The 12,312-nt window shown below is 48.7% G+C and carries 11 protein-coding genes and 2 tRNA genes; 11 read left to right on the top strand and 2 right to left on the bottom strand.

Going from position 1 to position 12,312, the window contains the following annotated elements; translation table 11 throughout:
• Positions 1-2: 2 nt before the first annotated feature.
• The 11 genes from FE296_RS00800 (at position 3) to FE296_RS00750 (ending at position 10,669) form a co-directional block, all read left to right on the top strand.
• Positions 3-76: transfer RNA gene (locus FE296_RS00800), tRNA-Pro, on the top strand.
• Between the two features lie 10 nt (positions 77-86).
• Positions 87-157: transfer RNA gene (locus FE296_RS00795), tRNA-Gly, on the top strand.
• A gap of 382 nt (positions 158-539) precedes the next feature.
• Positions 540-2,405, top strand: a complete 1,866-nt coding sequence (iolD, locus tag FE296_RS00790) for a 3D-(3,5/4)-trihydroxycyclohexane-1,2-dione acylhydrolase (decyclizing) (protein WP_150364038.1) — start codon at positions 540-542, stop codon at positions 2,403-2,405.
• Between the two features lie 52 nt (positions 2,406-2,457).
• Positions 2,458-3,360 carry a myo-inosose-2 dehydratase gene (gene iolE / locus FE296_RS00785; RefSeq protein ID WP_150364037.1) on the top strand — a complete coding sequence of 301 codons (903 nt, stop codon included), beginning with the start codon at positions 2,458-2,460 and terminating at the stop codon, positions 3,358-3,360.
• 196 nt (positions 3,361-3,556) lie between these two features.
• A complete protein-coding gene (iolC, locus tag FE296_RS00780; RefSeq protein ID WP_150364036.1) occupies positions 3,557-4,567 on the top strand; it encodes a 5-dehydro-2-deoxygluconokinase in 1,011 nt (336 codons plus the stop codon).
• A gap of 99 nt (positions 4,568-4,666) precedes the next feature.
• The gene (locus tag FE296_RS00775) at positions 4,667-6,142 is read left to right on the top strand and encodes a CoA-acylating methylmalonate-semialdehyde dehydrogenase (protein WP_276314498.1); all 1,476 of its coding nucleotides are present in this window, start codon (positions 4,667-4,669) and stop codon (positions 6,140-6,142) included.
• Between the two features lie 69 nt (positions 6,143-6,211).
• Complete coding sequence (iolG, locus tag FE296_RS00770) at positions 6,212-7,264, top strand: inositol 2-dehydrogenase (protein ID WP_150364035.1); 1,053 nt, start codon at positions 6,212-6,214, stop codon at positions 7,262-7,264.
• Between the two features lie 110 nt (positions 7,265-7,374).
• Positions 7,375-8,181 carry a 5-deoxy-glucuronate isomerase gene (gene iolB, locus FE296_RS00765; RefSeq protein ID WP_150364034.1) on the top strand — a complete coding sequence of 269 codons (807 nt, stop codon included), beginning with the start codon at positions 7,375-7,377 and terminating at the stop codon, positions 8,179-8,181.
• 126 nt (positions 8,182-8,307) lie between these two features.
• Entirely contained in the window at positions 8,308-9,315 is a 1,008-nt protein-coding gene (locus tag FE296_RS00760) for a LacI family DNA-binding transcriptional regulator (protein ID WP_124118891.1), read from the top strand.
• A 320-nt stretch (positions 9,316-9,635) separates the two neighbouring features.
• Complete coding sequence (locus FE296_RS00755; RefSeq protein ID WP_150364033.1) at positions 9,636-10,163, top strand: hypothetical protein; 528 nt, start codon at positions 9,636-9,638, stop codon at positions 10,161-10,163.
• Positions 10,160-10,669, top strand: coding sequence for a GNAT family N-acetyltransferase (locus FE296_RS00750; RefSeq protein WP_150364032.1), 510 nt, complete (start codon positions 10,160-10,162; stop codon positions 10,667-10,669). The genes FE296_RS00755 and FE296_RS00750 overlap by 4 nt, the downstream gene beginning before the upstream one ends.
• Positions 10,670-10,816: 147 nt before the next feature.
• On the opposite strand, the gene FE296_RS00745 is transcribed toward FE296_RS00750, so the two are convergent.
• Both FE296_RS00745 and FE296_RS00740 read right to left on the bottom strand, forming a co-directional pair.
• Complete coding sequence (locus FE296_RS00745) at positions 10,817-11,176, bottom strand: hypothetical protein (RefSeq protein ID WP_150364031.1); 360 nt, start codon at positions 11,174-11,176, stop codon at positions 10,817-10,819.
• Between the two features lie 261 nt (positions 11,177-11,437).
• Positions 11,438-12,277 carry a DUF4261 domain-containing protein gene (locus FE296_RS00740; RefSeq protein WP_150364030.1) on the bottom strand — a complete coding sequence of 280 codons (840 nt, stop codon included), beginning with the start codon at positions 12,275-12,277 and terminating at the stop codon, positions 11,438-11,440.
• Positions 12,278-12,312: the final 35 nt, after the last annotated feature.

Genomic DNA, 12,312 nt, shown 5'->3' with positions numbered 1-12,312 from the left:
AACGGGATGTAGCTCAGCTTGGTAGAGCACCTGGTTTGGGACCAGGGGGTCGCATGTTCAAATCGTGTCATCCCGATTGTTGTTATGCGGGTGTAGTTCAATGGTAGAACTTTAGCCTTCCAAGCTAATAGCGTGGGTTCGATTCCCATCACCCGCTTATATATTGAAAAGAAAGAGATGGTATTCACCGTCTCTTTCTTTTTTTGCATTCACAGGCATATTGATCATAATTGTATACAAAGATCACGGATTATATGGCTGAATATCATGTACCAGCATATATCCCATCCTCAAGATATATTCCCGCCTCTTTTAATTCTGTTCTTAGTCATTGTAGAAGCTAGATGGTTTAGCACTTGTTCGAACACAAGAATATGTTTTCTTTACCACATTTCATAAAAACGCTTACAAAAATAGCTTGCGTAAATCATTAACCTGTAATACCATATCAATTAAGCGCTTAACCTTTAGGGGTAAGGCGCTTAAACTTAACGTAGATTAAGCGCTTAACCCGTAAAGGAAAGGACGGCGACCAATTCATGAAAACAATTCGACTGACGATGGCTCAGGCACTGCTTCGATACCTGGATCAGCAATATATCTCGGTTAACGGGGTGGAAACCAAGTTTGTGAAGGGAATCATCGGTATTTTTGGACATGGCAATGTAACAGGCATTGGAGAAGCGCTGGAGCGCAGCCCGGGAAGCCTGACGTATATGCAAGGCAAGAATGAACAAGGCATGGTGCATACGGCAGCGGCTTATGCCAAGCAGAAGAACCGTAGACAGATCTATGCATGTACAACATCCATTGGACCTGGTGCTTTGAATATGATTACGGCGGCAGCTACTGCAACGGTGAACCGAATTCCGGTTTTATTGCTTCCTGGAGACAACTTTGCTACACGGGAACCGGACCCGGTACTGCAGCAGTTGGAAGTGAGCAGTGATTATACAATCTCAGCCACTGATCCGTTCAAAGCCGTCAGCAAGTACTGGGATCGCATTGTTCGTCCCGAACAGCTGATGATTGCTGTTACACAGGCGATGCGTGTGCTAACCGATCCAGCAGAGACGGGAGCAGTAACGCTCGCATTGCCGCAGGATGTGCAGGCAGAGGCGTACGATTATCCAGAATCGTTCTTTGCCCGCAAAGTACATTATCTGGACCGTCGCCCCCCGGTACAGGCAGCCATTAAGCGGGCAACGGAGCAGATTGCCCGAGGCAGAAAGCCGCTGCTCGTTGCAGGCGGCGGTGTGTTGTATTCTGAGGCGTCCGCCCAGCTCGTGGAATTCGCCGAGGCATTTGGTATTCCGATCGCCGAAACGCAGGCGGGCAAGAGTGCAGTCTCTTGGGACCACCCACTGAATGTGGGGGCCATCGGAGTTACCGGCTCTCTGGCAGCCAATAGGCTGGCGAGAGACGCGGATGTGGTGATCGGCGTCGGTACGCGGTTCTCGGATTTCACGACGGCGTCCCGCTCTGCTTTTCAGCATCCAGAAGCTTCATTTATCAACATCAACCTGAACAGTATGGATGCCGCCAAGTTAGGCGGAGAAGCCATTCTGGCAGATGCTCGCGAAGGATTGCAGGCTTTGCAGAAGGAATTGCAGGAAAGACAATACCGAAGTGCATATGGCGCATCCGAAGTTGCTGATCTCCGCGCTGAATGGAATGCAGAAGTGGATCGGCTGTATGCAGCTCAACATGAAGCAGGGCTGGCACAGACTACAGCAGTTGGCATCGTTAACCGGACCATTGATCCATCTTCCGTCATAGTGTGTGCGGCAGGCAGTCTGCCAGGAGACCTGCATCGTCTGTGGCGTGCGTCTGAACCAAAGACGTATCACATGGAGTATGGATTCTCCTGTATGGGGTACGAGGTAAGTGGAGCGTTCGGAGCAGCACTTGCCGAACCGGACCGTGAAGTGTACGCCATGGTAGGGGATGGCAGTTATCTGATGTTGCATTCGGAGTTTATGACCAGTTTGCAGGAACAGAAGAAGATGACCGTTCTATTATTCAACAATAATGGATTCCAGTGTATTCATAATTTGCAGCGGGAACATGGTAGTGACGGGTTCGGAAATGAGTTCCGTTATCGGGAATCAGAAAGCGGACGATTGACCGGGGACTACATGCCAATGGACTTTGCAGCTCACGCCCGAAGCATGGGAGCCAAATCCTATAGAGCGGAGACAGCAGAACAGCTGGAACAAGCACTCCGAGATGCGAAGAACGAAACAGTGAGTACGTTGATTGAGATTCCAGTCGTGCCTGGAACCAACGCAGGTGGATACGAGTCATGGTGGAATGTGGGTGTACCTGAGGTATCCGCCGAAGAGAAGGTAGTTCATGCTCATCACACCATGCAAGCCAACCGTGCCAAAGCAAGACCGATTTAATCCGGTTAATATAGTGAACCACAATGTTGAACGACAAAGGAGACGTGGAGCAATGAGCAAGCTGCCATTCCAGCTTGGGATTCATCCGATCAATTGGGTCGGTGAAGATGTGAAGGAGCATGGTGATGCGACAACGTGTGCACAGATTCTGGATGACATTCAGCGTCTTGGGCTGACAGGTACAGAGATGGGGCGTAAGTATCCAACCGATCCTGATATATTGCGTGAGGAATTGAGTCAAAGGAATATCAAGCTGGTCTCCCAGTGGAAATCGGTACTGTTCTCCGACCCGGCGTATCATCAGTCGGAGCTGGACAGTTATCGCAGACATGCGGAGTTTCTGCAATCCATGGGCAGTAAGGTAATCAGTACGGCGGAGGTAGGCGGGTCACTTCATTTTGATCCAAGACGGACTCCGAATGAAAAAGAAGTGCTCAGACTCAACGAATCTGAATGGCATATCCTCGCTGAAGGATTGAACGAAGCAGGAGCTATTGCCCGCGAACATGGGTTAAAGCTTACGTACCATCATCATGGTGGCACAGTGGTAGAGCAACCGGATGAGATTGATCGACTGATGGAGCTGACAGACCCTTCTCTCGTGTATCTGCTCTATGATACTGGTCATGCCTACTATGGCGGAGCCGATCCACTTGAGCTGCTGCGCAAACATTATGATCGGATCGCCTATATCCATCTGAAAGATATCCGCCCGCATGTACTGGATGAAGCACGCGCGGAGCAATCTGACTTTGTCGGTTGTATTCGTAGAGGAGTGTTCACCGTACCAGGGGATGGATGCATTGATTTTGCACCAATTCTGCAAGAACTGATCACACGAGGGTACGATGGTTGGGCCATGCTTGAAGGAGAGCAGGACCCTGCGATTCATAACCCGTATGAGTATGCCAAGCGATCTTTGAGCTATATGGAGTCCTTATACCAACACAGCTAATACAGAAGTAGCGATGGGGAGAGGACCATACTCATGAAGTGAAGAGGAAGAAGGCAGCAAGAGTATAACGTTACAATTGGAAAATAAACCTGACCTATTCTAGACGTTTACGAGTCCTCACCAATGGAATGAGTAACTAGTCTAGATATCCATATGCAACAAGTAATATCCCACCACAGAAAGGGGCTCACATGCAATGACTTACGTATCCTTTCCGGTATCCAGGAAGAAAGATTTCACCGCGATTGGTCGCTTGTGCATCGACTTGAACGCCAATGAGATCAATCGCCCGATGGAAGAGACGATGACGTTCACGAAGTATGTTGGCGGATCGCCGGCCAATATTACGATAGGCATGTCTAGACTGGGTATGGAGACAGCTTTTATCGGTAAGATCGCGGGTGACCAGATGGGCAGATTCATCCAGAGTTATTTGGAGAAGAACGGCATCGACACATCAAACGTGGTTAAAGATGACACCGGAGCGGTGACAGGGCTTGCTTTTACCGAAATCAAAAGCCCAACGGATTGCAGTATCCTGATGTACCGAGACAACGTAGCGGATCTGTTATTACAGGCGCAAGAGGTACAAGAGCAGTTGATCGCTGACTCCAAAGTGCTGCTAATCTCAGGCACAGCCCTCGCGCAGAGCCCATCCCGTGAAGCTGTGTTACAGGCACTAACGTATGCGAAAAAACATGGCACAGTTATTGTGTTTGATCTGGACTATCGCCCATACACATGGACATCAGACGAAGAGATAGCGGTATATTATAACCTCGCAGCCGAGAAATGCGACATCATCCTCGGTACACGCGAAGAGTTCGACATGATGGAGACATTCGACCATAATCCGGATCATAGCGATCAGGTGACTGCACAGAAATGGTTTGATTTCTCAGCGAAAATCGTTGTAATCAAACACGGTAAGGAAGGCTCTATTGCTTATACGCGTGAAGGGCTTTCCCACCGTGCGGACAGCTATCCGGCAAAAGTGGTCAAAACGTTCGGAGCAGGCGACTCCTATGCGGCCGGGTTCCTATATGGATTGATGCAGGGCTGGACGATTGAGCGCAGTATGGCGTACGGCAGTGGCGCAGCAAGTATCGTCATTTCGAGCCACAGCTGTTCGGATGCGATGCCAACGGTGGAACAGGTGAATGACTACATCGAACGTTGCAATCGGGGCGAGATCACCGTGTCTTGAAGCTCGTTGCAATACTTTGAATAACACACTCATACAGATCAACATCAATGATATAAGTTCAACATAAGGGATCACACATAAGCGAAGGGAGACAGGGCTATGGGAAAAGGAATTTCTGAAGCGTCTGCAACAGTGACAATGGTACAAAACTGGATCGGAGGTGCCTGGGTAACCCCAGTGTCAACTCGTACCGAGCCGGTTGTGAATCCAGCTACAGAAGAGGTTATTGCACATGTGCCACTGTCTGAACAAGCGGACGTAGATCTCGCCGTACAGACGGCACGGGAAGCGTTCAAGTCCTGGAGCGGCACACCGGTTCCACGCCGTGCACGTATTCTGTTCCGCTACCAGCAGTTGCTGGTGGAACATTGGGAAGAGCTCGCCCGCCTGGTAACGCTGGAGAACGGTAAAAGTTACGCCGAAGCGTATGGCGAGGTATTGCGTGGCATTGAGTGCGTCGAGTTCGCGGCTGGTGCCCCGAATCTGATGATGGGCAAACAACTGCCTGACATCGCGACAGGACTGGAGTCGGGCATGTACCGCTACCCAATCGGCGTAATTGGGGGGATAACCCCATTCAACTTCCCGATGATGGTGCCGTGCTGGATGTTTCCGCTTGCTATTGCGTGTGGTAACACCTTTGTCCTGAAGCCATCCGAGCGCACACCGTTACTGGCAGGCCGCCTGGCAGAGCTGTTTAAGGAAGCAGGGCTTCCGGACGGTGTGCTCAACATCGTACACGGTGCGCATGATGTCGTGAATGGGTTGCTGGAACATAAGGATGTTCAAGCGATCTCCTTTGTCGGATCACAACCTGTAGCTGAATACGTCTACACTACTGCATCCAAGCATGGCAAACGGGTACAGGCACTGGCTGGTGCCAAAAACCACTCCATCGTTATGCCGGACGCCGATCTCGATCTAACCGTGAAAGAGATTACTAGTGCAGCTTTTGGTTCAGCAGGGGAGCGTTGCATGGCATGTGCGGTTGTTGTGGCTGTGGGTGATGTGGCTGACGAACTGGTACAAAAGCTGGTGGAAGCGGCAGACCGCATTACCATTGGTAACGGCATGGATGAGGGCGTGTTCCTCGGTCCTGTCATCCGTGGACCACATAAAGAGCGTACACTCAGTTACATTGAAGCCGGAGAGCAGGAAGGTGCGGCATTGATTCGGGATGGACGTAAGGATCAGGCGACAGGTGAATCCGGTTATTTTGTAGGGCCAACGGTATTTGACCAAGTTGATAGCAATATGAAAATCTGGCAGGATGAGATCTTTGCTCCGGTACTCTCGGTGGCAAGAGTGTCTACGCTGGAGGAAGCCGTTGAGCTGGCGAACCGTTCCGACTTTGCCAACGGGGCGTGTCTGTTCACCCGCAGCGGGGCGAGTATGCGTCAATTCCGTGAGACAATTGATGCGGGCATGTTGGGTATTAACTTGGGCGTACCTGCACCAATGGCATTTTTCCCGTTTTCCGGTTGGAAAAAGTCCTTCTATGGTGATCTGCACGCTAATGGCACGGATGGTGTTGAATTCTACACTCGCAAGAAGATGGTAACGGCACGCTGGTAACAACCAGAGCATCAATCGGGCTAAGGGGAATGCCCAGCCCACATGGACGCACATAGGGAGGATAACGGAATGGGCAAGGACAAAGTGAGGATTGGCATCATCGGTGCCGGACGGATCGGCAAAATTCATGCAGACAATCTCCTGCGCAACCCGCATGCCGAGATTGTGGGAATCAGTGACTTGTTTGCAGGTCCTGAATTGGAGGCCTGGGCCTCCACACGTGGCATCCCAGTTGTAACAACGGACAGCAGCCAGTTGATCTCGATGCCTAATGTAGACGCGGTGCTGATCTGTTCTTCAACCGATACACATGTGCCGCTGATCGAACAGGCAGCCAAGGCAGGCAAACATATCTTCTGCGAGAAGCCGGTCAGCATGGATCTGGCACAGACCCAAGCGGCTGTAGCGGCAGTTCAGAAGGCTGGTGTGAAACTGCAAATCGGATTTAACCGCCGCTTTGATCACAACTTCAGACGGATACATGCACATGTGCAGGATGGTACGATCGGTGACCCGCATATTATCAAAATCACGTCTCGCGACCCGAGTCCGCCTCCTGCGGAGTACATCCGGGTGTCTGGCGGGATCTTCATGGACATGATGATCCACGACTTTGACATGGCACGATATCTGTCCGGGAGTGAAGTGGAAGAAGTATATGCTCAGGGCAACGTATTGATCAATCCGGTCTTTGCGGAACATGGGGACGTGGATACAGCGATTGTAACGATGACGTTTGCCAACGGGGCGATTGGTGTTATTGATAACAGCCGTCAGGCTGTATATGGGTATGACCAGCGTGTTGAAGTATTTGGCTCGATGGGCAGCGCCGCAGCGGCGAATGATCATCCGAATACGGCTGAGATCAGTACAGCGGCGGGGCTCATGCGCGACAAACCGTTACACTTTTTCCTGGAACGCTACAATGAAGCGTATGTGCAGGAGACAGCCCTCTTTATCGATGCAATCATCCATGATACACCAGTTATCGTAGATGGCCACGATGCAGTACAGGCAGAACGAATTGCGCTGGCAGCAAAACTGTCCATGGAGCGGGGAAGACCTGTGAAGCTGAGTGAAGTTCCTGGGATGTCACTGGAATCGCAAACGGCAATGCCATAGTGGATGATTAAAGTCACTTTTTTCTAATAGAGGGCATGAATAGTCCAAGTTTTTGTTTTTTATAAGGTTCAGGTTGTTGTGGACGATTACAGAAAGGAGTGGATGACAAGATGTCAGAACGTATTGTGAAACCCGTGGTCAACCCGGAGGGAGACGGTACACTTATAAACGTAACACCGGAGTCGGCTGGGTGGGAATATGTTGGCTTTCAGGTAGCGAAGCTGGCGGAGGGGGAGACGCTAACCCGTGAGAGCGGTGATCAGGAACTCTGTGTGGTGCTTCTCAGTGGTTTCGCCAATGTAAGTACCCGGGAGCACACATGGGATAATATCGGAAAAAGAATGAGTGTTTTCGAGAAAATACCTCCGTACTCGGTCTACGTCTCAACTTCCGATCAAGTACAGATCACAGCACGTACCGAACTGGAAATCGCTATATGTGTTGCACCTGGTAAAGGCACGTACCCGGCTCGTCTCATTACACCCGAAGATGTAGGGGGAGAGGCACGAGGGTATGGCAATCTGGAGCGCCAGATTCACAACATTTTGCCGGAACAAAAGGAAGCGGACAGTTTGCTCGTTGTTGAGGTGTTCACACCAGATGGGCATTGGTCCAGTTATCCGCCACATAAGCATGATCGGGACGCACTCCCGGATGAATCTTTACTGGAAGAAACGTATTATTTCCGTGTGCAGCCTGAGCAGGGGTTTGCCATTCAGCGCATATACACGGATGATCGTTCTGTGGATGAGACGCTTGCAGTGAAGAACGGAGAAGTGGTGCTTGTTCCGGACGGATATCATCCGGTAGGCGCTCCTCCGGGGTATGAGGTCTACTATCTGAACGTGATGGCTGGACCAACCCGGACCTGGAAATTCCATAATGACCCTGACCATGAGTGGTTGATGAAAAAGTAAAACAGTTCATGCTACGCACATTGTGCTGGCTTCAAGTTGCGTATGCAGACTTCCCCCTGCATAATGAGAAGAGAACAATTATCTATGTATAACAAAATTTATATATAGCACAAATGGGGAAAAACAATGAAAGCAACCATATACGATATAGCACGCGAGGCGGGTGTATCCATTGCAACCGTCTCGCAGGTCATTAATGGCAAAGGCAAGATCAGCGAGAAGCGGCGCGCTGAGATTATGGAGATCATGGAACGCCTTCATTATCAACCCAGCGCGATCGCAGCTGCACTTACAGGGAAGCAGACGTATACATTGGGGCTGCTCGTACCGGATATCTCAAACCCGTATTTCGCAGAACTCGCCAGAGCGGTCGAGGATCGAAGCCGTCAATTGGGTTACAGCGTGGTCATCTGCAGTACGGATAATAAGGACGAGCGGGTAGAGCGTTATCTGAATCTGCTCCAGCAAAAAAGGGTCGATGGCATGATGATCGGAACCGGAATCGATAATGCCGAAATTTTGTCACCCCTCTTGCAGCAGTCCATCCCTGTAGCTCTGATTGCCCGTCATATGCCATCCCTATCGGTACATACGGTCACCATTGACGACATACTTGGCGGAGCACTCGCAGCACAGCATCTGCTTGAACTTGGGCACACCCGTGTAGCCGTACTGTCGGAACCGTCCAAAGTCAGCAGCAGTCAGGAACGTGTACGCGGATTCCGTGAAAGACTAATTAAGGCAGGTCATACGTTGGAACCGACTCAGATCCGAGAATCCGCAGCTGACCTGAGTTCGGCCAAAAAAGAGGCGCTACTGCTGCTCGGTGAGAATGATCACCCAACAGGTTTGTTCTGTTGTAATGACATTCAGGCCATCGGTGCTCTTCAGGCAGCCAAAGAGCTGGGGCTACGTGTGCCAGAGGATGTGTCAATTATCGGGTTTGATAATACCATTCTGGCTTCGGTAACCAGTCCACCGCTTACGACTGTTGCCCAGCCAATTGAAGAACTGGGGCATCGCGCTGTAGATCTGTTGATTGAAGAATTAAAGGATGAGCAAAAAGAACCGCAGAAGATTGTCCTGAAGCCTGAGCTGGTTATCCGAGAATCAGCAGGCCGTGTATTGGGCTGAAAACAAATAGTTTTCGGCGTACGCTGAACAGACGTGAGGCCAAGTCTACGCGTGTCATATTCATGGCTCGGGATAAGGGTTAGCGTCTTACCTGGTTCTGAATAGGTAATAAAACAATATAACAAAGTTAAATGAACAAGCCGCGTTCACCCTATGGGAGAATGCGGCTTGTTCATTTTTAGTTTAGCCCAAAACGTCATCGTAATTGAGGAACCAGAGATAAGAAATGACATTGGAACAGAAAGAGTGAGATGTTATACTGGAATATATCAATAATTACCAATTTATATGTTTTGTGTAGATATAGAGAGGGGATTGGGATGAGTAGACAAATCAAGATGATTATGGGTACCGCCATGATTATTGTTTTTTTAGCTATTGCAGTGCGTATGTATACCTCTGGTCAATATACTATGTATATCCCCAGCAAACATACGACGTTTCGAGCAGAGGTCACAGATCATATGACGATGCTGGATACATTGGATCGACTGACGATTAGGAAAATATCAAGTACAGATCCGGATAATGAAGATGATGAAATAACGATTACAGATCCCAAAGAGATTAGAGACATGCTGAAGCTATTAAAGGATGTTGAACTTAAAAGAGTAGGGGAATTCGACGTTTCCGAAAGGAATCCGCATTACTATGAGTGGCGACTTACCATTAATAAAGAAGGTCGCTTTACCGATGGATTCGGACTGACGTTTCATAATGAAAAGTCCATCTCCATCTACAGCGAGGCGAAAACGAGAGACCAACTTGAGGACTACGAGATTACCAATGAGTTTGATCTGAATGAGATGGACCGCCTTTTTGGAAAGCTGAAGGAGGAGCAAACATGACCATCATAACCAACTATTATGTACGACCTGTTAAAGAACAGGATATCCCCTTTCTGTGGGAGATGTTATACGCATCCCTGCATAGAAGAGAAGGTGATGAACCTTTTCCAATCGAAAGTATTCATACTCCCGGACTGTCCAAATACGTTGAAGATTGGGGGAGAGAAGGGGATTTCGGATATGTTGCAGTTGACCAGCAGGGCAAGAGACTAGGTTCAATAACATTAAGATTCTATACGGATCAGAATGCGGGATACGGTTATGTGAATGCAGCTACGCCAGAGATGGGGATGGCTGTAACACAAGATGCACGTGGAAAAGGAGTAGGTACCTTACTGCTTCAGACCGCATTAGATGAGGTTGAACGGCGGGGAATTGAAGCAGTCTCGCTCAGTGTTGACCCGGATAACCAAGCGATTCGCTTATATAGGCGGTTAGGATTCGTGGAGGAGTCCCTAAATGGTACATCGGTAACGATGGTGCGTGTAAGTGAACTTGAATCTTAAATGATGAGCGTTCGGATCACTGGCAAAACTGAGTAAGCTAAGTGGAACTGCAAAAGAAAAGGCGCTTCCTCATGGGGAACGCCTCTTTCTGTGTGCAAGGTAAAGCATAGGTAGCTCTCTTTATACTTACGCCGTATCACTTCAATATTATTTCAACAAAAATGCCAAAGCCTCGTCATACGTTTCCCATTGGAATTCAGTCTGGTGCGCCGATTCTTTGGAAATCCGATTCAATTGCATTTTGGCGATCGCACCACCTACGGCTACACTGGCTCGCTGCATACCCCACTGTGTCAGTAATTTCTGATGTTCCACAATTTTTTCTTTTGTATCCTGGGGAAATGCCTTCATATTTCTCATGTCCACGAGCACATCAAACGAATTTCCCAATTGTTCCGCTATGCTCTGGATTTCTGTATTTGTTTGTTCGACATGTTCTGGAGAAACAATACCTTCCCAGATAATTTCAATAATAGGTTTAGTTGAATCCAAACGTCTAACAGACATATAGGCAACTCCTCGATAATAAAATAATATGTAATATATGAGACTATAAGCCTATTAATTATACCTTTTTATAACGAGAATGAAAACTGAATTCACAATATAGTGGTTCTTATGGACTACTTTTTCCTAGGGGAGTTAAATTCAGGGATTGTTATCATATCGTCATTGGGAGGAAGGTTGAATAGCTAAAAGCCGCCTAGAGTATGAACTCCAGACGGCTTCTATAACTGTGACACGATAAAGTTAAGATAACTACTTATATTAGAAGCCAATCTTCAAACTGTTACCTTCCGTTGCTACACCTTTGGAAAGAGAAATGCTCAGCTTTTGTTCTGCCGAGAAGCCTAGTGTTTCCCCATCATGCAGTGTGACGTCGTTCTCAACCACATACGTTGTGGTCATAAACATCATCTCAAATACATCGCTTAAGGACTCCGACGATTGCATAATCTCCATCTCTTCTTTTCCAAAGTTACGTAGTCCGTAAGTGTAGGCTGAGGCGCCTTCGGCATTTTGGAATAGTCCGATGAAAATCCAGAGCGAGACTGGCAACTCATCATGTTTGATCCCACGGCTGGTTTCGACATATTGACTGGCTTCAACAACAAGTGGGGCCATGTATATGGCCAGCGCGTGATCCAACTGTAACAAGGCACTCGCTGTTTGAGTGAACAGAACATGTCCATCAATAGCATTTGATGCGTTCAGAACAGAGACAATAATCTGAGACTGGTGCCGTGAGGTAACTTGCTCCGCTTCTCGCCAAAGGATGTTGAGTTTGGCATTCTCCTCAACTTCACGATCAGGCACAGGCGCAGCAATGTGAGCACATACCACCTGCATCCCATTCACTTCGAAAAAGAGATTGCCCTCCTCCGGGCGTTCTTCAATCTCGATATCCCATTCGTTCTTCATGTTCCTGATGAAGAGGTCAAAATCACAATCGTCACGCTCCAGCAGGACAAAACCCACGATGGTTTCACTGTAATTCGTCGATTCGACAGCACCACCTGCAGGTACCTTCTCCTTTTTGCGCCGCCGAAGCTTGTCAAACAATCCCATGACATGTTCTCCTTCCAATTCCAGAACGATTCTGGTCATTGTACACTGCTATCTATTCACTACCTTACCATAAA

It is taken from the genome of Paenibacillus sp. UASWS1643, from assembly GCF_008693195.1.
Lineage (GTDB): Bacteria > Bacillota > Bacilli > Paenibacillales > Paenibacillaceae > Paenibacillus > Paenibacillus amylolyticus_B.
This window is presented reverse-complemented; position numbering and strand designations above follow the sequence as displayed.

Bases quoted from the DNA above. Each gene is read 5' to 3' on its own strand.
- iolE (WP_150364037.1), top strand. From the start codon at position 2,458: ATGAGCAAGCTGCCATTCCAGCTTGGGATTCATCCGATCAATTGGGTC.
- FE296_RS00745 (WP_150364031.1), bottom strand. From the start codon at position 11,176: ATGTCTGTTAGACGTTTGGATTCAACTAAACCTATTATTGAAATTATC.
- FE296_RS00775 (WP_276314498.1), top strand. From the start codon at position 4,667: ATGGGAAAAGGAATTTCTGAAGCGTCTGCAACAGTGACAATGGTACAA.
- iolB (WP_150364034.1), top strand. From the start codon at position 7,375: ATGTCAGAACGTATTGTGAAACCCGTGGTCAACCCGGAGGGAGACGGT.
- FE296_RS00740 (WP_150364030.1), bottom strand. From the start codon at position 12,277: ATGACCAGAATCGTTCTGGAATTGGAAGGAGAACATGTCATGGGATTG.
- FE296_RS00750 (WP_150364032.1), top strand. From the start codon at position 10,160: ATGACCATCATAACCAACTATTATGTACGACCTGTTAAAGAACAGGAT.
- FE296_RS00760 (WP_124118891.1), top strand. From the start codon at position 8,308: ATGAAAGCAACCATATACGATATAGCACGCGAGGCGGGTGTATCCATT.
- iolG (WP_150364035.1), top strand. From the start codon at position 6,212: ATGGGCAAGGACAAAGTGAGGATTGGCATCATCGGTGCCGGACGGATC.
- iolC (WP_150364036.1), top strand. From the start codon at position 3,557: ATGACTTACGTATCCTTTCCGGTATCCAGGAAGAAAGATTTCACCGCG.
- iolD (WP_150364038.1), top strand. From the start codon at position 540: ATGAAAACAATTCGACTGACGATGGCTCAGGCACTGCTTCGATACCTG.
- FE296_RS00755 (WP_150364033.1), top strand. From the start codon at position 9,636: ATGAGTAGACAAATCAAGATGATTATGGGTACCGCCATGATTATTGTT.